Below are 20,487 nucleotides of genomic sequence, written 5' to 3'. Positions count from 1 at the left end.
CCGCACATGGCGGGCCTTGGTGTGATGGATGAAAGCCGCGCTACGTGCGCAGCAGACCTGCTGCTGGGAATCCGCCGTAAGGCAGCGGGTTATTCGTGCCAAAGCGCAACTTGCAGGACCGGACCTTGCCGCCGCAGACATCCAGCGACGGATCGCTCACCGGGTTGTCGTTGATGTCGGCGACAGGCGGGCCGTTGTACCCGCAGTACGGGCCGCGGTATCCGCCGCGGATAATCCAGCTGCAGGTGTTGGCGATGATCTGGCGGCCGGGCAACTGCTCGCCGTTAAGGTCCGCTGCAGTGGCCAACTCGAACTCAACCACCTCATCGTCCTCGCTGACCTTGCGCTCGATAAACCAGATTTCGTCTGGGAAGTGCTCGTCCGGGTCGGCTGCAGGATTGCCGCCGGCGAAGTTCTCGGGATCCAGGTACTTGGTGAGGGTCTGTCGGCGGATGACGCGCGCGCCCACCAGATCGTCGAACAGCTGACACAGCGCGGTGATGGTGCCGTCGATGTTGCCGACGCGCAGCCGCGGGTTCGGCGGCTGGTCGCTGGTGCGCTCGAAGCCTGTCGCCTCGACCGGCCAGGGATCGTAGACCTGCTGCTGCCAGACGATCGGCGTGCTCTGCTGGTGCGGATGGAACAGCAGCGAATCGGCACCGAGAGACGTGGCGTCCAGCTCGAACAGCGTCACGCGCGCGCCCGGCTCCAGCGTCTGGATGTCGGCGAGAATGCTCATGCCGGCCAGCCAGCGGCCACGTCGTAGGCCTGCAGCTCCTCGATATTGCCGATTGCATCGATGGCTTCGTGATGGGCACGCTCAGCGGTGAAGCAAGCCTGCACGTGCGCACTGATCGCCGCTGCGATGCCCCGGATCTCGGCAAGGGTCAGCGTCACCCAGCCGCTGTTCGCCTTGAAGTCGACCTGCTCCACGGTGCCCAGGCCGGCCGCGGCAAGCACGCTGCTGATTCGATTCTGGTCTTCAGTTGTGCTGCCAACCTGCACGTCGCCTATGGACACACCGCCGGTCTCGCATTCCCAACGAAGTTGGGTAGCTCGCGCCTTAGCTGCCAGCTTCATACCTTCCAGCGTCGTAGGCGGACCGATCAGGTGCTCAGGGAACTCCAAGGAGAGCACCTCGCCTGCCTGCAGGTCCGATGCCTCGCTGATCGCGCGGAAGCCCGCGCCGTTGATTGCGTACATGCCAGTCACCTCTCAAACCGATAGCCGCGGCACCGGTGAAACGATCCATTGCCGGTTCCGTCAAACACGTAGGTGTAGCTGCGCGACGCGTCCAGCGGCAACTCTGGCTCCCCGGTGCCCGGGCCAACGACTGCAAGGTATCCAGACGGCGGCACCGGTCCCTCGCTATTGCTGAGCAATACGTAGGCGCCCGAGTTGCCATAGTTCAGGATGGACAGGAGCACAGAGACCGCAGTTACTGGTGTAGCGTTCGCAGCCGAGATCGTTGTCGCGGTGGTCGCCGAAACAGCGCTTGCGAGGATGAATGGAGCAGCATTGACCGAAGTCACCCAGAAGACCAATCCGGCTTCGGCGTGGTGAGTGAAGCGCTGCACGTCGGTCGCACCTACGCGGAAACTGAAGACGTATCGCCGAGAAGCATCGCCCGTCTTCGTGCGTGCGCGGCCGGCATACCGGGCGCTGGGTGCAGTCGTTGACGCCTCGATGGCGCCGGTCGCCGTCAGGTATAGGTGCGCGAAGGTGTTGGCTGGAACACCCGATATCGGAACAATGGTGTCGGCTGACAGAGCCACGATCCGCTGCACACTGGGTACGTAGGCTGCGCCAGGGAGCACCCGCAGGGCTGTGCCACTTACCCACTCGACACCAAGCCCAGTGCGGAAAGTGTTGAAGCTCTGGGCAAACAGCTCCAGTGTCATCTCATTGATTTTGGCGAAGGCAGTGAAGGCATCTTCGCCGATGCTGCCATCCGGGAAGATCGTGGTTTGATCGATTACTTGGCGTGCCATGTGGCCCTCTATGGCTGGAATTTCTGTTCAAAGGTGGCGCTGATGGAGAGCATCGCCCCGCCCTCACCGCGGTCGCTGTACCCGTCGCACTGGTAGAAGCCCTGCGCGCCGATTCTCGGCGTCCAGATGAATGAGCGACCGATATGCGTATCGAGAAACGCCGCGATTTGCTTCATCTGCTCTTCTGGCCCAGTGAATGTCAGCTGGTAGGACCGCGAGACCGGATTGATGCCCTCTGCGACCGACTGGCTGTAGCCGTCGCCGAAGGCCGCCCTCCTGACCGCGCCAGTCGCGGTGCCGCTGCTTTGTGAGGTGGGCTTCCATAAGAAGACGTCAGCCATCACCGCGCTCCTACAAGCAGGCCACCCGGCCGCATCTGTTGCACCAGCACCCGCTTCACCTCTGGCTCGATCAACTTCGCTAGCGCGCGCCCCATTGCGTTATCGTCCCCGGCGGTTGCCGAGGTGCTGCTACTGCCATCGCTCTGGACCACGGTGTTGATGCTCACGTTGAAGGTGGGAGTGGCTGAGCCGCCACCGTTGCCGGATGCCAGCCGATGCATCGGCACCACCGTGCCGTCGTTGCCAGGAATCAGGTAGCTGCGGCCGCGCCGGTCGTTGAAGATCTCCGGCCGGTCGAACTCGCCCACCTCGTACATCGACGAATTGGATACGTCGCCGCCACTCGCGCGGCCACCACCAAAGCTCGCCCAGCTGTTGCCGGTGAAGCTATCAACGTTGTTGCCGAAGTTGAGGTTGCTTCCAGCGCTCGCACTGGTGCCCGTCCAGGAGCCGGCGGCGCCACCTGCCAGGGAGCCGACGATCGAACCGACTGCGCCCACGATTGCCTGCCGAGCAGCGATGCGCGCCAAGTCGGCCAAGATCGACTTGGCGAGCGACGAGAACGACAGCTTGCCCGTCTGCACGAAGCGAACAAACGCATCCTCCGCCGCGCTCAGCCCGTTGGTGAGCGCTGACGCAGCGGTCTCTGATGCATTCGCGGCGGAGAATGCGTAGTCGTCCCATACCCGCCGCGCTCCGGTTCGCCAGTCACCCAGCATCGCAATACGTTGCTGCTGGTAGTTTCGCTCGATGTCCAGCGAGCGAGCCAAGCTGCTCTCCAGGTCCGACACGCTGCTCTGATACGCCTCAGCGCTCAGCGGATTGCGCCCACGCTGGTCCTTTTCCAGCTTCTCCCTTTCGCGCAGGTACTCCCGTTGGATGTCGAGCTGACGCTGCAGCATCTGCGTGGCATCTGCACCGCGCCCGATGCTCATCAGGTCGACATCCGACTGCTCCTGTCGCTGTTTTTCCAGCTGAGCAAGGCGTTCGGTCAGTGCCGCCTGCGCCACCAGGTTGCGCTGTGCCTGCTTCGCCTTCTCGGCCTGCACATCACTCGCCTGCAGCTGCGGGATCATCGCCTGCAGCAACTGTTTGCTCGCCGCCGTCATCGTGTTGGTCTTGTCGGCCAGCAGCTGACGCGCCTGGATCACCAGCCGGTCGCTGGCCGACACCTTGTCACCGCTGTCGGCCAGCTGTTCGTTGGCGGTGATCTGTCGCTGCACGTTGGCAATGAAGCTCTGCGCCGCGTTGTCGTCCGTATTGGCCTTGCCGACGCCTTCCCGCTGGTTGAACTGCTTGTCGACTTGCGCATTGGACTGCGCAATTAGGCGTTGCATCGATCCGTCGAAGTGGCGAGCATCGTCCTTTGGGATCTGGTTATAGAGCTCGACGATCTTCTTGATCGCCTCTTGCTTAGATGCGACTCGATCCAAGCCTGCCAATCGTGCGGTGAGCGCTTCGGATGCAGCATCCTCTGCCGCCTTGTTCTCCTTCAGCAGCTTGACGTAGTCCTCAATCCCTTCTTCGCCAGTGACGGTGATGCCGAAAACTGGGGTCGGCAGTCCGTTGCTGCCTCCAGCGGAAGCCAGTGCGCCCTTCGCCCAGTTGTTGACTCCAGACGCCCATCCATCTGGGAGCATGCTAGCAACGGCCCCGATCAGACCAGACGACTTGGAAAAGCCGCTACTGAAGTCGAGCCGCTCAGCGATCCCATGCTTCGCAATCACGCCATCGAGAAGAGTTGCATAGGTCTGCACCTCGCCCCATGCGCCTGACACTTCATTCTTCAGTTCTCGCCACCAGCGACTCATGGCAGGCATGTGGGTTTCGGCGGTATTAGCGACGTCCTTGAGATGTTGATCGAACAGGAGCAAGGCTTCGTCGACTGCTTGCTGCTCTTTCGCTTCGTCCTGCAACGTCATGATTCGGTCGATCTGTGCGCGAGTCAGAAACCTCTCGGCTTTGTCCAGGCGCGCGAGAGCGTCGACCGGATTATCGGCGATGCTTTCGAATGCAGCGACGGTCTGCTCGGCAGAACGACCCGTGGCGCTTTCCATGCGTGCCGCCGCCTCAGCCACCATGAGGAACTGTTTGCCTGTGAATTCGCTGGACCCAGCCACTGCGTTGAGCGCAGTTACGGCCTGTCCGCGGCTCACGCCAGCCAACTTGTCGATCTCCGCGACTAGTCCAGCGAATTGCGCGGCCGAAATGTCAGCGTTATGCCCACTTTGGACCATGGCCAACTGGAAGCTATACAGCTCTCCCTGTGCCTGCTGCCATGCGGCCCCCAGTGCGACCACAGCAGCTGCGGACACAGTGAGAGGGTTGATCATGCCGAGGATCGTTGTGCCGACCGCCCGCAGTGCCGGAATAGACCCACCGAACATGTCGAAGAGCTGGCCACCCTGCTGGATGACCACCTGCCAAGCCGGCTGCCCGCTAATCAGGCTGGTGGTGATGTCGGTGATCTGCGCCGGCACCATGCGCATGGCGTTGCTGGTCTGACGAGCAGACATGCCGTAGCCGTTCATCGCGTCTGCGCCGTCCGTCAGCGCCGAGCGTGAATCGAGCACGCTTTGGCGCATCGCATCGATCCGGCCCTGGTAGTGCGTGAAGCCAGACTCGTTGATCAGGCCACCTTCCTGCGCCTTCTCCAGCTTGTCCTCCATCTCGGCAAGGCGGTTCAACGCTGCGATGGTGGGATCGATCTGCGCCAGCAGCTGCTTGAGGTTGATCTCCTGTGCATGCGCCGCCTGTGCCGCCTCCCTGGCCTGGTTCGCCGCACGCGCTTCGGCTTCCTGCATCGCCTTCGCGCGCGCCGCCATGCGCTCCTGCTCCGTGCCCGCGTTTGCCATGGCCTGGGCCTGGACATCGATCCCAGCAGCAGCATCCCGCGCAGCCTCTGCCAACGCACGGTCGGAGACGTTGGCAGTGCGCTGAGCCTCTGCGTAGGCCATCGCCTGCCTCGCCACATCGCGGTAGCGTTCCTCCTGCTCGGCCAGCTCCTGCTCGAGCCTCGCTGATGCCGTCGCCGATGCGGCAGCGCTGGCCGCGGCGTCCTTGCCGGCGGCACTGTAGTCCTGCAACCCTGCCGAAGCCCCAGAGAGCTTGCCCTCCAGTGCGCCCAGGGCCGCCACAATCTCCGACTGCGCACGGTTCAGCGCCTGCAGCTCAATGATGACGCTACCGGTACCGGTGTTGATCCGGTCCAGGGCGCCACCCAGCCGATCGCCGAGCGAGCTAGCAGAACGCTCGATCGTGCGAGACATGGCCTGATAACCGCGTTCCAGGCGGTCGGCTGCTCCACTGGCCTTGTCGGCAGCCGCGGCGTTCTGGTCCAGCGCCTGAGTGCCTTCCACAAGCCCACTCGAATCCACCCGGTAACCGAGTTCGGCGATATCCATCAGTCAACTCCAGGTGTTGCCAGGTTCGGGCGGACGCTCGCGCGCCGCTGCTTGTTCTTCGCGCACGGCACGCAAATAGGCGTCGTCCATGGCCATGAGCATCTCTACCTCCTCCGGCAGGACGTCACGCAGCGTGAGCCGCTGCCATTCGCCGATGTCGGAGTAGGAGATCGCTTCTGGCCCGGACTTGCGCCGGCCGGAGATCAGCCAGAACCACTCCCAGACATGGACCGCCTCTTCAGGCATGTCGACGTCAGGGGTGGATTGTTCGAAGCGCGCATTGCGCTGCCTGCGCGTCTCGCCCTTCTCGTCCGGCATGTCGTACCGGACGGTGAGATAGGTGGCGTCAGAGATCCTCGCCGTCAGCGCTGCGAAAAAATTCCGCGCGGTTCCCCAGCTCCGCGTCGATCTGCTCGCCAATCCAGGGCAGCTCCTTCAGCACCTTTTGCAGCGCATCGTCGGTGAGCGGAGGCTTGGCGCCGTGGAAGGTGAGATCGCCCTTCCACTCCCACGCGCCGACGGACGCCACGAGCATGTCCATGCGGCCCTGCTCCATCTTCTCGGCGGTTAGCTTGCCTTTGCCCATCAGACGTTCGTTCAGCGCCTTGCGGCTGGCGGCGCGCACCTTCGGGTGGCTGTCGGGAAGCAGCGTGATGCGCAGGCCCACGGCTGCCTCGGTGGCGGGGTGCTTGATGTCGATGGCGCGCTCGGCGGCCACGATGGTGGTCAATTCGGTCATAGGTGATCCTTGGTGATAGATCCGGGACATGAAGCAGGGGAAGCCGGCCGGATCAGGTCCGGCTTGTCAGGCGGCCGCCCTATCCCCTGCTGTTCCGTTATGGGGTGACGGGCGCCGGCACTTCGATCGGCACCTGATTCAGGGCGAGCGAGTAGACGTGCAACACGAAGTCCTCGTTGCGGCCGCCCGGCGTGCGGGGACCGGTGACCAGGCCGCGCAGGTACTCGATTTCGCCGGAAGGGCGCTCGACCTTGAACGCGTAGGCGTCAGTGACAGTCGGCTGGCCAGCTGCGCGCATGGCGATCTGGCCGGGGTCCGCGAGGTCGCGCGCCATCTCGACCTCCGGGTCGCCGGCATTGGAGATGCCCTTGCCCTTCAGCGATACCGCGGTGTCCCACGTGTCGTAGGTGACGATGTTGGTGGTCAAGCCGCGCTCGCCGACGCTGCCGACCTTCTTCACCTGGACGTAGGTCAGCGCCTTGAACTGGGTTTCGGTGAGGTCGTTGTTCTGCGGCGTCGCGCAGATGTAGAGCTTGGAACCGCTGTTGGTTTGTGCCTCAGCCATTGCTGATATCTCCTCGCTTTGGGCATAAAAAAACCCGCCACGGGGCGGGGTTGGAAAAAAGAAGCCCGCTGTTCGGCGGGCTGTTTGCTTGGACTTACATTCTTAAGCTCGATGTGCTGTCGTCACTCAGCCCGAGGTCTTCTGGCGTCCTGTTGATCGATAGTGCCGACTGCTCAAGAACGTCTCTTTCGTAGTCCCTGGAGTCTGTGATCATCCTTTCCAACAGAGCAATATCTGCCCTGGTTTGTGCGTCGCCGCGCTCCTGTTCAAGCTGCCTGTTGAACTCAGCAATCTTGTCCCTGATCTTCTTGTTGAGACGTGCAGAGTCGACTGCGAGCTTTAGCCAGAAGATGGCATGCCTCACGCCGTCAGGCCGTGGCGCAGCTCGCGAGATCTGCGAGCGTTGAGAGTCGATTTCTGCCTGGATGCCGGCGACCATACCTCTCAATCCCGATGAGAGATCGTCTGGTAGGTCACCCAAGTCAATGCCTTTCAACTCAGCTTGCAAATCATCGATATCCATCATCTGTCATCTCGGCAGTATTCGAGCACCAAGCCTAGCACCGACCTCACCCGTCGAAACCGCGCCACATGATGGTCACCGGATGCATGTGCCGCTCCGGGTCTTGGATGATGGTTGAGGTCCAGGGCATGCGGTACACGCGCATGCCGGCGAAGGTAGTGCCCTTGGCGAAGGCGGCGATGATCTGATCGGTGATGCGCGTGCCGACCATGATCCCGCCGCCGGGGCGGTAGCACGCTGACAGCTGGCCGAAGCCCTGCAGCAGAGACGGGCCATCGTCGGCCATGCCGTAGTTCTGTGTTTCGTTCGGGAACCACTGCAGCTCCAGCCATGCGCCATCAGCCGGCGGTGTGAAGGCCAGGCCCGGGTAGGAGCACGGCAAGCCCTGCGCCGCGGCGAACGCACCGACCAGGCCTGCGAATGCGTCGTAAATCTCGGTGTTGCTCATGGGATGCGTGCCTTCACCTTCGCGGTGACCTCGTCGACGATGAAGTCCCAGTTCTGCGCGGCAGCGCGCATGAAGCCTTTGCCGGCCTGCTCGTACTGCCGGCCCAGGCTGTCCTTGCCACTGAAGCCGTGCTCCATGCGCAGCGCATAGGCTGCAGTCCAGCCCGCCCACACCGATTCGCCCAGCTGCAACGCGGCGAAGACCAGCGCGGGATCACCGCTTTCCGACGAAGCTGGCCCGTCCTTCGACGCCGCCACCGAGTTGCGCAGGAAGCCGGTGTCGACCGGCATGCGTCCGCCCCTGCCCTCCGGGGTGTTCGCCTGGTCCATCACCGCCTGCGCGGACTCGCGGAAGATGGCCTCCTGCCGCTGCTTCGCCTTCTCGGTGAAGGCCCGCACTTGGTCACCGAACTTGCTTGCCACGTAGCACCTCCGCCGTCATGTCGATCCGGTACTGCTTCGTGCAGCGACAGCCGACGATCTCTTCCGGTCCTGCACCGAGGCTCGTGTCGCCCGGGTAATTCATCAGTGCCCCGCTCGGCGACTGGAACGGCTCCCCGAACGCGCGCCGCTGCCCGTTCATAGCCTTGTGCGTGTGCCGCGTGCGCTTGTCGCCGGTGTCGGACCATGTGCCGGCCACGTTCTCCGGCGCCAGCGCGCCCGATTCGATCTGCTGGCGATACGCCTCCTCCCGGCCAGCGCTCATGCTGCCGATGGACTCGGTGCGGGCGATCATCTCGCCACGTAGCTGCAGCAGCCGGTCGGCATAGCGGCCAGCGATCTTGTCGATGTCTGCCTGCGATACCGGCTTGCCGGCGGCGATGGCGCGCTTGACGATCCCGTCCAGGCGCTTGTCGCGGCGCTTCCGACCGAAGTACTTCGCCATTTCCCTTGGGTCACCGCTGGCCAGCTCGCCGCGCATGCTCTGCACAAACTGGCCCTGCTGCGCTGTCAGCCCCAGCACGCCACCGGTGCGCCGGCCTGTGTCACCGACGCGTCCCACGATGTCCAGAGCGCTCTGTCGTGGATTGCGGCCGGCGACCATCCCACTCTCCAGCACGTTGCGGATCAGCGTGCGCTGGTCGTTGACGATGCCGGTAATGAGGTTGCTGGACTTATCGCGCAGCCATGCTTCGGCGGTCGCATTGCGCAGGTCGAACGTTGGGCGCAGCGCGGGCGACTGCACCGCCGTCCGTGGTCGGTAGTTGCCGGTGATGATCGGATCCAGGGACACGCGCAGCTTCGGTATCTCCATCACGCCCTGCTGCCCACCGGCGCCGTACGCACTGCGCAGCGCCTCGGCCAGATCGGCGAACCGCGGCTCGTCCAGCCCCATGACCGTGAGCACGTCGTCGATGCGCCCGGCCTGCAGCAGGTCCGCGATGAGCTGCACGCCTGCCTGATTGGTCACCTCGGAAATCGCCCTGAGGAATGCGCGCGCGATGGCCGGCTCCAGCTTCGCCGCCAGCTGTTCGAGTTGGCGGGAAGTCGTGGCGGCCATCAGCGTCTCGCATGGAATTCGTAGAGCAGCACCTGCCCACCAGGGGACAGCGGCTGCAGGTCAATAAAGGTAAACAGATCGTTACCCAGCACAATGCGGTCGCTCAGGGTGGGCACGGTATCGATCGCGGTGCTGATCAATCCCAGCTTGTCGCCCTTGAGCACCAGGGTGGCATCCCGATTGATGAGGCTGTATTCCAGCTCCACCACCTTGCAGTCGTGCCGAGTGGCTGGGCCCGGCTGCGGGTTGTGCGGCGGTCCTGTCGGGGCGCCTGCGCGCTGGAGTTGCGCCGCATAGCCAAACTCTTCGATCAGCTCCTCCGCTACAGCCTGCATCTCGTCGTAGAACTGGCTCATACGACCATCACCGCAGGGCCCGTGTATGGGGTTCGCAGCAGCGGCCCGAGGATCTCATCGATCGCCGTGACCACTGGACGATTCGGCACGCCGCCATCGGCGCCCTTCTCGCTATACGCCACCTCGATGGGGCCGACCTTCTTCCGGATCGCCTGAGCGCTCGCGACGAAATCGGGGGACAGGCTCCCCGGCCTGGCCAGCTCCCGCAGTGCAGCTTCATACGTTGCCCGCTCCACCTCGCCCGGGATCTCCTCCGGCCCGATGGAGGCGCCTGCGTTGTCGGTGGCACCGGTGCGGGGCCACTCGTTGGGCTGGCCCCGCCCTGCGGTACGCACGCCAGGGAACAGGGACTGCCACCGGCCCGACGCGAGCAGCACCCGGTACCGGCCGTCGATGTAGTCGGTGCCGCGCACCAGGGCTGCCGTGCGTGCCGCCTCGCTGCCTGCGGCCCAAGCGGTATTCCCCCGAGCCAGGTGATAGTCGTCTGCTCCTGCCAGCGTGCCGTACATGCTCAGCTCCCGGTATTCGACTTCTCGGCGTCGTCCAGCGCGGCCTGCAGCTTGTCCACGCCCCAGCGCTTGTCGTGCTTGATGCCGCCGGCTTCCAACTTGGCGATCAGGTCGACCTTCCGCTGGTCGGCTGCGGTCTGCGCATCGATCACCGCCTGGGCAGCTGCCGCGGCTTCGGCCTTCAGCGCGTCGAGCGATGCGCTGATGCGTGCCTCGCGATCGACTTCGCCCAGCGAATTCCAGTCCTCCAGGGACAGGGCCGAGGCCTTGAAGGCGTGCTGCACCACGTCGTCGCGGGTGACGCTGTCGCCGCCCTCGATCAGCAGGATGCTTTCGGGCAGGTTGAACGTACCCAGCAGGAACGGGGCGGTATCGTCCTCCGACTCGCTCAGGATGTTGGCGGCGAGCCACGCCTGCACGACGGCGTTCTTCTTGATGGCCTGCCAGTTCGGCACGGTGGCCGGCGAGCCGGGGATGATCTCGGTGCCATCCGGCAAGGCAAGCGCCGTCTTGTGGTTGTTGCTGATCTTCATTGCATGCTCCGGTGTGGCCCCGCCGATGACGCGCGGGGCCGTGGTGGATCAGATGCCGTCGACGTAGACGACCTGCTTGGGAAGGCGCACGTCCAGGCCGCCCAGGCGCATCACGCCCGGTACGTCCCAGCGCAGCGGGCCGCTCTGGTACACCGGCAGGAAGCGATGCGGCATCGGCATGTGCAGCTTCAGCACGTTCGCGTCGTAGCGGTACGCGACCATGCGCGCGACATTGCCGACACCGGCGTTATCCAAGCCGCGCAGGCCGCGCACGTCCAGCGGCTGCCGCGTGGTTGCCGTGTAGACGTTGTTGGCCAGGAAGTACTGCAGCACCGTGAGGTCGCTGTACTCGCTCATCTTCTTGGTGGAGATGAGCATGTACTTCGACCACGGCAGCAGCAGGCGATCGGCGATCGCGGTGGTGTTGGTGCCATTGAAGACGTTGATCAGCGCCGCGTTCATGTCACCGACGATCTCGTCGGACGTGGCGGTACCGGGCACCTGCAGGGTGCCCCATGCCCCGGTGGGAGCCGCAACCGGGGTCACGCCGGCGGCGTTGAACAGGCCGCTGAAACCCTTGTTGGCGTCGCCGAGCAGCGCGACCCGGTCGACCATCTCCTCCGAGGCACGGCGCGCGGCGGCGGCGTCCTCGTTGGACAGGTTGATGCCGAGCAGCTGCGCGCGGCCGACCTCTTCCCAGCCATAGCCGTAGCCGATACCGGCAGTCTGCACGCCGGTCTGGAACTGCGAGCGGTTGGTGCCGGCCTTCGGGATGTCGTCGGCATTGCCGTTGATCCAGTCTGCCTTGCCGTACTGGTCCTGCGAGTAGTAGGTGACCGACGTGGCGAACTCGCTGCCGGAGGTGTCGACCGGGATCAGGTCGCGGTACTGGATGTCCGGATAGACGGTCCGGTAGACGCCGGGCTCGATGATCGTGGTCTGCGAGACCACGAAGCCCATGACTACCTGGGCGTCGAAAAGTGGATGTGCACGCATGTGGCTTGGCTCCTTAGCCGAGACGGACGACGGCCAACTGGCCCGCCGCGGTGGTGCTGGTGTCCCAGCGGGCGCCGGTGATGGCGGTGTTGTTGGTGGCGACGTTGGTGAACGCGCCAGCTGCGGTGAGATACACCGGGTCGCCAGCAACGACAGCGACGGAAGCGGTCACCCAGATGTCGCCCTTGGTAATGACTCGCGCCGATGCACGCTGCGGGAACAGATCCAGGCCAGTGGCCGAGCGGTCCAGCAGCGTGATGCCGACGAACTTCAGGTTGGCGCCGCCGAAGGTGACAACACCCTTCTCTGCCGCGCCCTGTGCCACGGCCAGGCCGAATGCGAGGCCGGCGACGTCCTCGACGGTGCGGGAGATGACCGTGGACGGGATCATCGTGGCCTGCATGCCGCGCACGGCTGCAGGCTGGATGTCCGGATAGTTGGTTTGCAGTGCCATGGCTTAGGCCCCCTGGTTCTTGGTGCGGTAATCGAGGCCGGCGACGGCCGCGGCATAGCCGTTGTCCTGGACGACGGTGCGGTGTGCTGCGCCATCGCTCAATGTGCGCGCAACCGGATCGAACGCCTTGACGCCATCGGCGAGGATGTCGAAGCGCGCCTCGATGTAGGCGTCGCCCTTGCCGGCGATGGCGGCGTCGCCGAGCTTGCCGATGACGGCCGCCTTGCGAACGTCCGCATCGCTCTTGCCGCGATAGTCGGCGTCGTGGATCGCCTTGGCCGTGGCCAACAGGTCGCCACGCGCCTGCACGCGCGCATCCAGGGCAGCGGCATCCAGCACCTTGCTCGTCAGGTCGTCGATCGCGGCGTCGCGCTTGGCGATCTCCGCATCCTTCAGCGCGAGGGCTGCGGTGTGGTCGGTTGCCTGGCGCGCGGCAACTGCGTTGGAGTCGGAGAGCTGACGCTGCAGCTTGTCGATGGCGATGGCGCTGGCGTCGGTGCACTCGACCGGCAGCCCATCGACCATGACGGTCCTGGTCTTGATGTCAGGCATTGAAGTGTTCCTCTGAGAGTTGTCGTCGCCGATACGAAGGTGTTCACCGCCACGCGCCCGGTCGACCAGCGCGAGATGGTTGTTGCGGATGTTTCGTTGCACGGCGTCGTACGGCTCGTCTTCGGGTGTCACTCCGTCCTCGAAAACGATCTCGGCGGTGTAGCCCTGGGAGAGCTCGACCTTGCCGGCCTCCCAGTCGGCAATGGCCGCCTTGTCCATGAGCACCAGCGGCACGCGCACGAACTTGTCGTCGTGTCGCACCTCGTCGCCGGTCTGGCCGACTGCGTATTGCTTCCAGTTGCTGGCATCGACCATCACCGGCGGGTGGTCGTTGGTCATCGGCCGGTGCGCGAAGCTGCGCAGCGTGGCGTCAGAGAAGACCTCCTCCGGCGGCCGGTACAGCCGCACGATGGGCATCTCCGGCTTGCCGACCTCCGACCCCAGGTAGTTCTGGATGCCGGTGCGCGCCACCTTTGCGTCGGCCACGAGGTAGCCGTCCGCGGTGCGGCGTGGCGCCGTCACCGAGACTCGATCTTTCAGAAACATGGTTCAGTCCTCGCGGAGCTCGTCGAAGATTTCCGGGCCCAGCACGATGCGGCCGCGGTAAGGCTCAACCTTCGACAGGTCGATGGGCGCCTTGGTCAGGCTGATGTGCGGGGTGTAGTCCGGGAAGTCGTGCGAGGCGCCTGCCCGGACGATCTCCTCATGGCGCCAAGCGAGCTGCGTGGACGCGAACAGGATCACCGCCGACATACCGCCCAATGGCTCGATGGCACGCGGGCCACCGCGCGGAATGATCAGCTCACCGCTGCTATCGCTGCTCCACTCACTCGCGTTGCCCGCCTTGATCCAGTCGAAACGCTGGCGCGAATAGGCCACCGTCACGTGCAGGTCGTCGGCGACGTCCGTGATGCCCTGCTCCCGTGCCCAGGCTTCGATCTCCGCCGCGTTGAGCACGTCCCGGCGCACATACAGTGAGCGAGGCTCCGCGTCGGTCAGTTGGCCGCCCTGGTTGCGCTGCGTCGCAGCCAGAGCGGCGGCTGCGCGCTCGTCCTCGTCCTGATCCTCCTGCCAGTCCGGGTTCGCCTTGGTGAAGTCGTCCATCGCCGATTCCAGGCCAGGCGCCACGCCCGCCTCGGTCAGCATGTTCACCGCCACCTCGGCCAGCACCTCGTCGGGAATGAGCTTGGTGTCGGCGAGGGTCTTGATCGTGTCGGCCGTGGTCTTGCCGTTGGTGGCGCGCTCGGTGTCGCTGGTCTGCCACAGGCTGCGCCAGGTGTAGAACACGTCCTTCGGTCGGCTGCCGAGTGCCGAGTAGATCAGGCACTCATCCAGCACCGACATGGCCGGCGTGTAGATCAGCTCCTGACCAGACTTGATGCGGTCGTAGTAGTTCCGGATGTCATTGTCGCCCGTGGCATTCAAGCCGGCTGGCGCCTGGCTCATCAGGCGGGTCATGGGGATGTCAGCTGCGCCCGACACCTGCTGCAGGAACGCGAGCATCACGTCGACCAATCCGCCGAAGGACGCCGACTTCTGCGTGTACGTCTCCTCCCCATCCAGCACCAGCATGCCGTTGATGCCCTTGGCCATCGCTGCGAGCTGAAGCCGCTGGAGCAGCTGCGCCTCATACGCTGGATCTGCCAGCTGCGACATGAGGTTCGGGATGTTCAGCACATCGACCTTCGCCTCGAATACCAGGCTGGCGATGTTGGCGCTCGTACCGTCCGCCTGCTTTACCGCGTCGCTGATCGCCATCAGGACCGAGTCGCCCCAGCCGTCACCATGATCGATATCCGGATCTGGCCGATGGGCACCGTGCAGGATGACCAGCCGCGAGGGATGAATCTCGACCTGGCCGGCGCGGGCTGAGGTAAGCGTGTAGAACGCAGGACGGCCGAACGTTGGCGACTCAGCGCCGCGATCCAGCTCGCCTGCGGTCAAGATGCGCTTGGGCAGCACGTTGAGGTGCTTGATGCCCTGCTTCGTCACACGCGCCGGATCCAACGGCTTGCTGGGATCTGCGTCGCCGGTGCCGATGTAGATCGCAGCGCCACCGAACAGCCGCGCCTTGGTGTGCGCTTCCAGCAGCTTCACCTGCAGGCCAAGGCGCTTCTCCTCCGCCTCGAGGTCGCTGATCTGAGTCTGATCGGCATTCCACGTCCGCCAGTTGCGGCAGCCGTCGAGCGCAGGGATGTCGATGATCTTGCGAGCGAGCCACGTGCCTCGGTAGGCGTTGCTGGCATCCAAATCACTCAGCGGCGCGAGCGCGTAGTGGCTGTGCACCGCCTTGTCGCGCCCAGTGCCAAGGTTGGCCACGAGATTGACCAGCCCGTCCTTCAATTGTGCGAGCTTGCCCATCAGAGTGCGTTTCCAAGGTTGTAGGTGCTGCCGGTGACCAGCTCAGCAAATGCGCCGGAGAGCGCGTCCACCTGGTCGTCGTGTTTGGCGTTGGGGAACTCGGCGATCTCTTCGAGGAAGGCGGCCACCCACGGGCCATTCACCAGCTTGATGTTTCCGGCCTCGGCCTGTGCTTCCACCGGCGTTGCGCGGACCTCCTTCGATCCGGATTCGAGCGCTGCCTTGACGTCCCAGCCGGCCAGCAGCTTGATCTGGTGCGCGGCATTGGACTTGCCGGCGGCTCCGGGATCCTGCGGGATGCGCACCTTGATCGTCCTACCGTCCTGCCGGGCTGTGTTCGTCAGCATCCGCTCCACGCCGGCGGGCGACACCTGGTCACGGACGACATCGAGCACGTAGTAGATGCCGGCGACCTCCCCCAGCAGCAGGCCGACCGTGTAGTCCGGGTCGCTGCTGGTCTTCTCCTTCGGATCGGTCGCCGCAAAGTCCCAGCGCCGAACCTTGCGCGCCGCCGAGATAGCCGGCGCTGCTTCTACAACCTCGAACCATTCCCGCTTGAACGTGCCGCCATCGCGCGGCGTCGGCCGCTGCTGATACTGGCCGGCGTAGGCGTAGCTGCCTTTCGCGCGCTTCAGTCGATCGACCTCGGCGCGCGGGAAGCGCTCCGGAAACAGCAGCTCGCCCTCCTGCGTGCGCGGATCCTCGAAGAACAGCTCGCCGTCGATGTAGGTGCGGCACGGCCCGCCCGTCTTCTTCCCATCCTTGTCTGTGCGCTCCTCCTCGAACTCCATCGGGAGGTTGAGGTGGACGAATCCCAGATCCAGCTCCATCGCCACCGCGGCAATGTCCCGCTGGTGCAGGCGCTGCATGATGATGACCATGGCCGACGACGTGATGTCGTTGAGGCGGTCGGTGATGCCCTCGCGGAAAATGCGGACTGCGGTCTTGCGCTCGGCGTCGCTCTCAGCGGTTTCAGTCGAGTGCGGATCGTCGACCTTGACCCGGTCGCCGCGGCCGCCGGTCATCGAGCTGAAGGGGCGAGCCTCGCTGAAGCCGTTGCCGGTGTTCTCGAACTTGCCCTTGGCGTTCTGGTCGCCGCGCAGCTTCATCGGCCAGGCGGCCTGGTACTGAGCGCTGTCGATGAGGCGCCGCAGCTTGAGGTTGTCGCGCAGGACGTTCGGCTGGCTGTAGGAGGTGGCCAGCGTCTGCAGGTCAGGGCGACCGCACGGCCCCCACTCCCACGCCGTCCAGAACACCAGCACCAGCGACTTCATCATGCCCGGCGGCACGGTGATCAGCAGGAACTGGATGCGCCCTTCGGTAACTGCCTCGAGGTGCTGGCACATCGCCCGCAGCGCCCAACCGATCTTGAGCGGCCTGGTCGGCTCCAGCACTCGCCAGTGCTCGCGAATGAAGCCCTCAAGCGACTGCGAGCGCGCCCTAATGCCTTCGACGTCCTCGGCAATACGCTGACGCTCGCGGTCAGCTGCTCGCCTCGCCTTCTCCGCTCGGATCTCCGCCAGCGTCGGCAAGCGGACCGAGGATCTTTTCAAGGCGGTCGAGTTCATCGTCAGTGATCTTGCTCAGGTCGTAGGTGCCGATCGCCCCGGTGTGGTGCCGCTTCTCGACCAACAGCCCGGCGAGCTTGCCCTTGCCCATGGTCGCGGTGACTGCGGCGCTCGGCTGCTTCTCCTTCAGCGCCATGCGGCGCGCCTGCTCGAGCTCAGCCATCAGGCTGTCGACGGTCACCTCGGCCTTGGCGGCCACGCGCTTCTGCCCCGCCCGGACGGCTGCGGCAATGGCGGGGACAGTCAATAGGCGCGAGCCCTGCTGCTTGGCTGTCTTCTCGCTGTAGCCAGTGCGGATTGCCGCCTGCGCAGCGTTCTGATCTTTCAGATACTCAGCAACGAACCGCTGCTGTCTGGGTGACAAAGCGTTTTTCGCGCGCGTCGAGCGAAAGCCAGCGGACTCGCGCCCACTTGAAGTACGTGGTGAGCTCATGAGAACACTTCAAGAAATGGTGAGCCATGCCGATAACCGGCCATGGATATACCTCTGAAATACCGTGCTTGGTTCATAGCATTTGGCCTGCTGTTTAGCGTGCCAACCTCTTACCTTGGATACCTGTGGCAGACAGGCAAACATGCAAAGCAGCAGGTCAATTGCATAGAAGACATCTACACCGCGGACTATTCCTCAATGGAAACCATAGAGCTGGCAAACGCCAATTTCATGGCCTGCCAGAAGGCTGTGGACCCCAACAAGGGAACAGTCCCGTTCCTACGCGATGAGTTGAAGCGCGCCGGCCACTGATCACCTGCAGCTGCAATCACTTCACAGCGGGTGAGGATTGGACGGCTCCGTATCGATCAATGGCTTCGTCGCGCTCGGATTGCGCGAGCTCGCAGGCTCGTACAACTCGCGCCGCACTTGCCCCGCGTAGTCGGTCTTGTTCAGCAGCTTCTGCGGCAGCGGCGGCACTGCCGGACAGACGGTCGGTTTCACAACCTGCCCACATCCGCCGAACCCGGCCAAGCTCGGAGTCACGGCCAGCAACAGCAGCCGCAATGCGCGCGTCGTAGTCAGCATCGATCTTATCCTCTCGGGTAGTGGCTTGGTCACTGGCTTGCTGCACTGCTCCGGCCTGTTGGTGTTCAGTGGCCCGGGCGGCCTGCTCACCGGCTAGGGCGCCCAGCGCTGCGCCCGCCTTCTGCTCGCTGGTGGCCGCCTCGGCCTTATCACCGCGCCAGGCCCAGCCGGCGCCGACCATGGCGGCCGACCACACGAGCGCGGCGATGATGGCGATCGCTGTGCGGTTCACGCTGCTGCCTGCTTGCGCCGATCAAAGACGACATCGCCGTACAACGCGCCCCAGCGGGTGTAGACCCAAAGGCGATAACCCGTGGTGGGCCGGTGCACCTCAAGGCGGAGAAGCGACAAGCTCAGCAACCGCCACCAAGGCCAGGTCTGCGGGCCGTGCTGCACTGGCACTCCGTCGCGCCAGTGCGAAGTTGAGCCATTCACCCGAATGCGCATGTTCAAATCCTCGTGTTGGTGTAGGTGATCCAGATCAAGGCCAGCGCGGCCAGCAGCAGGCCGCACAAGGTGGCGATCAGCCAACCGGGTGGATCGCGTTGAGGCGGCAAGCCGCGGTCCCAGTGGTCGGCCATGTATCAACCGCCGGCCTGACGGCGGGAAATGTTGAAGAAGTAGCCGACGACTCCGCCGAGCGCGGTATTGAGACCGCCCAGCAGCAGCGCGAAGGCGTCCCGGTTGGACTGCGGGATGGAGATGCCAACCAGGGCCGCCATTGCCATTCCGTAGAGGAACAGGATCAGGATCGCGATACCGATCCGGCCCGCGCCTGCGTTTCGGGTGGCGAAGGTCATCGCACACCAGCCAGGCTATGGATCTCCTCGAGCGCCCAGTGATAGAGGGGCTGATCGACTACGGTCACGCGCGTGATGCGCTTGCCATTGATGTCCCGCACGCTCACGTGCGTCGACTGCTGCACGGCCAGCAGAACGAAGCCGATGCGCTTGCGCAGCGGATCCGGCTCCTGAAGCACCGCAATGGCGTCGCCGACCATCTCTCGAATCGTGCCCAGCAGCTCGGCGGTGGGCCGCTTGGTGCGGTTGTCCAGCACCGACAGCACGCCCTGCAGCTGATTTATTGCCGGAACGACCGGCTTCGCTTTGGACGGCATCAGCTTTGCACCAGCTTTCCGCCGGCGCGCGTGTACGCCGCCAGCAGGTTGTCCAGCTTGTGCTCATGCTGGCCGTATCCGGCGCCCGGCAGGCTGGCCCAGATGTTGGACACGCGCTCGATCGCCTCGCGAATATTGCCGGCCTGGATCAGCGGCAGCGCCTTGCGCTCACGGATCTGCTGCAGCGCGATTTTGTCCTGGCTCAGTGGCGAGAAGTCCGGCAGCCGAAGCGACTTGCTGTATGCGTCGTAGTAGCGGCGCAGCAGCTGGTACCTGCCGGCGGCAGTGGACGAGATGCGGAGCTTGGGCAAGGGCACCAGCACACGTGGGTGGTCTGCGTAGCCCTGGAACAGGCCGCCCCCTACCAGAACGTCATAGCCACGGTCCTTTGTCGGCTGCCGACCGTTGTCGGTGCCCTCCGACCACGCGAGCATGTCCAAAAAGGCCACGACATTGCGGCCACCAGCTTGTTCGGGCGTGATGACCGCCATCGCTGTCTCCAAAGAAAAGCCCCTTCAAAACGGAGCCGCGCGCCTGCTAGCGCAACAATTGAATAAAATCCACGCCTGAGTCCGATTGCCGAGTGGACCTACGAGCATTTGTTTATAAGCCCGGGCAAAAGTATCTTTGGCAGAATTCGACTAAAGAAGAAATTTCAATGGCAAAACACTATCCACCGAAGTTTAGAGAAAGGAGCTTCCACTGCGCCCGCTGCACCGTCTATGCGCTGCAAAAGTTCACTCGCCTTCCGCACGACATACATACGGGGGATTTAACTCGGGTCTGGACATCGAAATGCGCCCACTGCGGTGATTACTCCTATTGGTGGCAACAAGACACCGCCAATGGATACTTGCTTATGCCTCAGGAAACGACTGCCCCTCCTGCCAACGAAAGCACTCCAGAAGCGGTACGCGCCGTCTACGACGAAGCTGTCGCGATTTTCGATCGATCCCCTCGCGGCGCTGCTGCTTTGCTTAGGCTGGCAGTGCAATTGCTAATGGTCGATCTAGGCCAACCCGGCAAGCACATCGAAAGTGATATCAAAGCGCTAGTTAAGGAAGGACTCCCCGTGCTTGTTCAGCAGGCACTAGATTACTGCCGCGTCGTTGGAAACAACTCAGTACATCCGGGCACAATCAATTTGGACGATGCGCCTGAGATGGCTATGACGATGTTCGAGATGATTAATTTCATCGTCCAAGATCGAATTGCCGCTCCAGCTCAGCTGCAAGCCATGTACGAATTACTCCCAGAAGGTGCGCGGGACGCGATTGCGAAACGAGATGGCAAGGCTGCCCTGGTAGAAAAAAAGGCGCCCGCCCCGCTGCCGGCTAGGCACGAGGGTTGATCCGGTCTGGGATGCGGGCATTGAAAAACGGTGAGCACCGCCGCGGTGGTCCTGTCCCTTCAGCAGGTCCGCTGCGCCGCGCTGGTCCCGCCCAGCTGGGCAGATCGCGGCAGTGATCTCCGATAGGTACCGACCGCCACCGGCGGATGGGTGGGCGG

Annotated in this window: 28 protein-coding genes; 2 read left to right on the top strand and 26 right to left on the bottom strand. The window is 64.1% G+C overall.

The annotated features are described in order from the left end of the window. Window positions 1-40 precede the first annotated feature (40 nt). From A7D17_RS09575 to A7D17_RS09475, 21 genes are all read right to left on the bottom strand, one after another. Window positions 41-739, bottom strand: coding sequence for a phage minor tail protein L (locus tag A7D17_RS09575; protein WP_064508866.1), 699 nt, complete (start codon window positions 737-739; stop codon window positions 41-43). Next, window positions 736-1,203, bottom strand: coding sequence for a DUF4376 domain-containing protein (locus A7D17_RS09570; protein ID WP_064508865.1), 468 nt, complete (start codon window positions 1,201-1,203; stop codon window positions 736-738). The genes A7D17_RS09575 and A7D17_RS09570 overlap by 4 nt, the downstream gene beginning before the upstream one ends. Window positions 1,204-1,208: 5 nt before the next feature. Further along, a complete protein-coding gene (locus A7D17_RS09565) occupies window positions 1,209-1,991 on the bottom strand; it encodes a hypothetical protein (RefSeq protein WP_064508864.1) in 783 nt (260 codons plus the stop codon). 8 nt (window positions 1,992-1,999) lie between these two features. Then, window positions 2,000-2,332: a phage tail protein gene (locus A7D17_RS09560; RefSeq protein ID WP_064508863.1), complete on the bottom strand. Its 333-nt coding sequence runs from the start codon at window positions 2,330-2,332 to the stop codon at window positions 2,000-2,002. After that, window positions 2,332-5,736, bottom strand: a complete 3,405-nt coding sequence (locus tag A7D17_RS09555) for a phage tail tape measure protein (RefSeq protein WP_064508862.1) — start codon at window positions 5,734-5,736, stop codon at window positions 2,332-2,334. The genes A7D17_RS09560 and A7D17_RS09555 overlap by 1 nt, the downstream gene beginning before the upstream one ends. Window positions 5,737-5,739: 3 nt before the next feature. Continuing rightward, entirely contained in the window at window positions 5,740-6,054 is a 315-nt protein-coding gene (locus A7D17_RS09550; protein WP_064508861.1) for a phage tail assembly chaperone, read from the bottom strand. Between the two features lie 28 nt (window positions 6,055-6,082). Beyond that, entirely contained in the window at window positions 6,083-6,475 is a 393-nt protein-coding gene (locus tag A7D17_RS09545; protein ID WP_064508860.1) for a hypothetical protein, read from the bottom strand. 97 nt (window positions 6,476-6,572) lie between these two features. Continuing rightward, window positions 6,573-7,040, bottom strand: coding sequence for a hypothetical protein (locus tag A7D17_RS09540; RefSeq protein WP_064508859.1), 468 nt, complete (start codon window positions 7,038-7,040; stop codon window positions 6,573-6,575). A 94-nt stretch (window positions 7,041-7,134) separates the two neighbouring features. Continuing rightward, on the bottom strand, window positions 7,135-7,566 hold the full coding sequence (locus A7D17_RS09535) for a hypothetical protein (RefSeq protein ID WP_064508858.1): 432 nt from the start codon (window positions 7,564-7,566) through the stop codon (window positions 7,135-7,137). A gap of 43 nt (window positions 7,567-7,609) precedes the next feature. Beyond that, window positions 7,610-8,011, bottom strand: coding sequence for a phage tail terminator-like protein (locus A7D17_RS09530; RefSeq protein ID WP_064508857.1), 402 nt, complete (start codon window positions 8,009-8,011; stop codon window positions 7,610-7,612). Beyond that, on the bottom strand, window positions 8,008-8,433 hold the full coding sequence (locus tag A7D17_RS09525; RefSeq protein ID WP_064508856.1) for a hypothetical protein: 426 nt from the start codon (window positions 8,431-8,433) through the stop codon (window positions 8,008-8,010). The genes A7D17_RS09530 and A7D17_RS09525 overlap by 4 nt, the downstream gene beginning before the upstream one ends. Beyond that, window positions 8,414-9,511, bottom strand: coding sequence for a phage minor head protein (locus tag A7D17_RS09520; RefSeq protein ID WP_064508855.1), 1,098 nt, complete (start codon window positions 9,509-9,511; stop codon window positions 8,414-8,416). Before A7D17_RS09520 ends, A7D17_RS09525 begins: the two co-directional genes overlap by 20 nt. After that, window positions 9,511-9,867 carry a hypothetical protein gene (locus A7D17_RS09515; protein ID WP_064508854.1) on the bottom strand — a complete coding sequence of 119 codons (357 nt, stop codon included), beginning with the start codon at window positions 9,865-9,867 and terminating at the stop codon, window positions 9,511-9,513. The genes A7D17_RS09520 and A7D17_RS09515 overlap by 1 nt, the downstream gene beginning before the upstream one ends. Then, window positions 9,864-10,376, bottom strand: coding sequence for a DnaT-like ssDNA-binding protein (locus A7D17_RS09510; RefSeq protein ID WP_064508853.1), 513 nt, complete (start codon window positions 10,374-10,376; stop codon window positions 9,864-9,866). Before A7D17_RS09510 ends, A7D17_RS09515 begins: the two co-directional genes overlap by 4 nt. 2 nt (window positions 10,377-10,378) lie before the next feature. Beyond that, a complete protein-coding gene (locus A7D17_RS09505) occupies window positions 10,379-10,909 on the bottom strand; it encodes a hypothetical protein (protein WP_064508852.1) in 531 nt (176 codons plus the stop codon). Window positions 10,910-10,957: 48 nt separating this feature from the next. Further along, window positions 10,958-11,905: a DUF2184 domain-containing protein gene (locus tag A7D17_RS09500; RefSeq protein WP_064508851.1), complete on the bottom strand. Its 948-nt coding sequence runs from the start codon at window positions 11,903-11,905 to the stop codon at window positions 10,958-10,960. A gap of 13 nt (window positions 11,906-11,918) precedes the next feature. Continuing rightward, window positions 11,919-12,359 carry a structural cement protein Gp24 gene (locus A7D17_RS09495; protein ID WP_064508850.1) on the bottom strand — a complete coding sequence of 147 codons (441 nt, stop codon included), beginning with the start codon at window positions 12,357-12,359 and terminating at the stop codon, window positions 11,919-11,921. 3 nt (window positions 12,360-12,362) lie between these two features. Then, window positions 12,363-13,457, bottom strand: a complete 1,095-nt coding sequence (locus tag A7D17_RS09490; RefSeq protein WP_064508849.1) for a DUF2213 domain-containing protein — start codon at window positions 13,455-13,457, stop codon at window positions 12,363-12,365. Between the two features lie 3 nt (window positions 13,458-13,460). After that, a complete protein-coding gene (locus tag A7D17_RS09485; RefSeq protein ID WP_064508848.1) occupies window positions 13,461-15,272 on the bottom strand; it encodes an anti-CBASS protein Acb1 family protein in 1,812 nt (603 codons plus the stop codon). After that, window positions 15,272-16,840 (bottom strand): phage terminase large subunit, encoded by a 1,569-nt coding sequence (terL, locus tag A7D17_RS09480; protein ID WP_239692163.1) that lies wholly within the window; start codon window positions 16,838-16,840, stop codon window positions 15,272-15,274. The genes A7D17_RS09485 and terL overlap by 1 nt, the downstream gene beginning before the upstream one ends. Then, window positions 16,755-17,273 carry a terminase small subunit gene (locus tag A7D17_RS09475; RefSeq protein WP_082861845.1) on the bottom strand — a complete coding sequence of 173 codons (519 nt, stop codon included), beginning with the start codon at window positions 17,271-17,273 and terminating at the stop codon, window positions 16,755-16,757. The genes terL and A7D17_RS09475 overlap by 86 nt, the downstream gene beginning before the upstream one ends. A gap of 42 nt (window positions 17,274-17,315) precedes the next feature. Here A7D17_RS09475 and A7D17_RS09470 point away from each other — a divergent pair, with 42 nt between their 5' ends. Next, window positions 17,316-17,585: a hypothetical protein gene (locus tag A7D17_RS09470; protein ID WP_064508846.1), complete on the top strand. Its 270-nt coding sequence runs from the start codon at window positions 17,316-17,318 to the stop codon at window positions 17,583-17,585. A gap of 16 nt (window positions 17,586-17,601) precedes the next feature. Here the strand turns inward: A7D17_RS09470 and A7D17_RS24030 are convergent, their stop codons facing one another. The 5 genes from A7D17_RS24030 to A7D17_RS09450 all read right to left on the bottom strand — a co-directional run bounded on the left by A7D17_RS24030 (window position 17,602) and on the right by A7D17_RS09450 (window position 19,469). Next, the gene (locus A7D17_RS24030) at window positions 17,602-18,093 is read right to left on the bottom strand and encodes a hypothetical protein (RefSeq protein ID WP_153041925.1); all 492 of its coding nucleotides are present in this window, start codon (window positions 18,091-18,093) and stop codon (window positions 17,602-17,604) included. Between the two features lie 217 nt (window positions 18,094-18,310). After that, a complete protein-coding gene (locus tag A7D17_RS25030; RefSeq protein WP_275655080.1) occupies window positions 18,311-18,442 on the bottom strand; it encodes a hypothetical protein in 132 nt (43 codons plus the stop codon). Window positions 18,443-18,445: 3 nt separating this feature from the next. Continuing rightward, window positions 18,446-18,661 carry a hypothetical protein gene (locus tag A7D17_RS09460; RefSeq protein WP_039439208.1) on the bottom strand — a complete coding sequence of 72 codons (216 nt, stop codon included), beginning with the start codon at window positions 18,659-18,661 and terminating at the stop codon, window positions 18,446-18,448. After that, window positions 18,658-18,978: a hypothetical protein gene (locus A7D17_RS09455; RefSeq protein ID WP_153041924.1), complete on the bottom strand. Its 321-nt coding sequence runs from the start codon at window positions 18,976-18,978 to the stop codon at window positions 18,658-18,660. The genes A7D17_RS09460 and A7D17_RS09455 overlap by 4 nt, the downstream gene beginning before the upstream one ends. After that, a complete protein-coding gene (locus A7D17_RS09450; RefSeq protein ID WP_064508843.1) occupies window positions 18,978-19,469 on the bottom strand; it encodes a glycoside hydrolase family 24 protein in 492 nt (163 codons plus the stop codon). The genes A7D17_RS09455 and A7D17_RS09450 overlap by 1 nt, the downstream gene beginning before the upstream one ends. Window positions 19,470-19,561: 92 nt before the next feature. On the opposite strand from A7D17_RS09450, the gene A7D17_RS09445 reads away from it, so the two are divergent. Beyond that, window positions 19,562-20,329, top strand: coding sequence for a DUF4145 domain-containing protein (locus A7D17_RS09445; RefSeq protein WP_153041923.1), 768 nt, complete (start codon window positions 19,562-19,564; stop codon window positions 20,327-20,329). Window positions 20,330-20,487: the final 158 nt, after the last annotated feature.

It is taken from the genome of Xanthomonas floridensis (assembly GCF_001642575.1).
GTDB lineage: Bacteria > Pseudomonadota > Gammaproteobacteria > Xanthomonadales > Xanthomonadaceae > Xanthomonas > Xanthomonas floridensis.
The sequence above is the reverse complement of the archived record's forward strand: the minus strand, read 5'-3'. Positions and strand labels throughout refer to the sequence as shown.

Bases quoted from the DNA above. Each gene is read 5' to 3' on its own strand.
- A7D17_RS09535 (WP_064508858.1), bottom strand. From the start codon at position 7,566: ATGATGGATATCGATGATTTGCAAGCTGAGTTGAAAGGCATTGACTTG.
- A7D17_RS09545 (WP_064508860.1), bottom strand. From the start codon at position 6,475: ATGACCGAATTGACCACCATCGTGGCCGCCGAGCGCGCCATCGACATC.
- A7D17_RS09520 (WP_064508855.1), bottom strand. From the start codon at position 9,511: ATGGCCGCCACGACTTCCCGCCAACTCGAACAGCTGGCGGCGAAGCTG.
- A7D17_RS09530 (WP_064508857.1), bottom strand. From the start codon at position 8,011: ATGAGCAACACCGAGATTTACGACGCATTCGCAGGCCTGGTCGGTGCG.
- A7D17_RS09485 (WP_064508848.1), bottom strand. From the start codon at position 15,272: ATGGGCAAGCTCGCACAATTGAAGGACGGGCTGGTCAATCTCGTGGCC.
- terL (WP_239692163.1), bottom strand. From the start codon at position 16,840: ATGAACTCGACCGCCTTGAAAAGATCCTCGGTCCGCTTGCCGACGCTG.
- A7D17_RS09460 (WP_039439208.1), bottom strand. From the start codon at position 18,661: ATGACCTTCGCCACCCGAAACGCAGGCGCGGGCCGGATCGGTATCGCG.
- A7D17_RS09475 (WP_082861845.1), bottom strand. From the start codon at position 17,273: ATGAGCTCACCACGTACTTCAAGTGGGCGCGAGTCCGCTGGCTTTCGC.
- A7D17_RS09555 (WP_064508862.1), bottom strand. From the start codon at position 5,736: ATGGATATCGCCGAACTCGGTTACCGGGTGGATTCGAGTGGGCTTGTG.
- A7D17_RS09450 (WP_064508843.1), bottom strand. From the start codon at position 19,469: ATGGCGGTCATCACGCCCGAACAAGCTGGTGGCCGCAATGTCGTGGCC.
- A7D17_RS09455 (WP_153041924.1), bottom strand. From the start codon at position 18,978: ATGCCGTCCAAAGCGAAGCCGGTCGTTCCGGCAATAAATCAGCTGCAG.
- A7D17_RS09470 (WP_064508846.1), top strand. From the start codon at position 17,316: ATGGATATACCTCTGAAATACCGTGCTTGGTTCATAGCATTTGGCCTG.
- A7D17_RS09575 (WP_064508866.1), bottom strand. From the start codon at position 739: ATGAGCATTCTCGCCGACATCCAGACGCTGGAGCCGGGCGCGCGCGTG.
- A7D17_RS09515 (WP_064508854.1), bottom strand. From the start codon at position 9,867: ATGAGCCAGTTCTACGACGAGATGCAGGCTGTAGCGGAGGAGCTGATC.
- A7D17_RS09560 (WP_064508863.1), bottom strand. From the start codon at position 2,332: ATGGCTGACGTCTTCTTATGGAAGCCCACCTCACAAAGCAGCGGCACC.
- A7D17_RS09565 (WP_064508864.1), bottom strand. From the start codon at position 1,991: ATGGCACGCCAAGTAATCGATCAAACCACGATCTTCCCGGATGGCAGC.
- A7D17_RS09540 (WP_064508859.1), bottom strand. From the start codon at position 7,040: ATGGCTGAGGCACAAACCAACAGCGGTTCCAAGCTCTACATCTGCGCG.
- A7D17_RS09505 (WP_064508852.1), bottom strand. From the start codon at position 10,909: ATGAAGATCAGCAACAACCACAAGACGGCGCTTGCCTTGCCGGATGGC.
- A7D17_RS09495 (WP_064508850.1), bottom strand. From the start codon at position 12,359: ATGGCACTGCAAACCAACTATCCGGACATCCAGCCTGCAGCCGTGCGC.
- A7D17_RS09570 (WP_064508865.1), bottom strand. From the start codon at position 1,203: ATGTACGCAATCAACGGCGCGGGCTTCCGCGCGATCAGCGAGGCATCG.
- A7D17_RS09490 (WP_064508849.1), bottom strand. From the start codon at position 13,457: ATGTTTCTGAAAGATCGAGTCTCGGTGACGGCGCCACGCCGCACCGCG.
- A7D17_RS09510 (WP_064508853.1), bottom strand. From the start codon at position 10,376: ATGTACGGCACGCTGGCAGGAGCAGACGACTATCACCTGGCTCGGGGG.
- A7D17_RS25030 (WP_275655080.1), bottom strand. From the start codon at position 18,442: ATGGCCGACCACTGGGACCGCGGCTTGCCGCCTCAACGCGATCCACCC.
- A7D17_RS09500 (WP_064508851.1), bottom strand. From the start codon at position 11,905: ATGCGTGCACATCCACTTTTCGACGCCCAGGTAGTCATGGGCTTCGTG.
- A7D17_RS09550 (WP_064508861.1), bottom strand. From the start codon at position 6,054: ATGCCGGACGAGAAGGGCGAGACGCGCAGGCAGCGCAATGCGCGCTTC.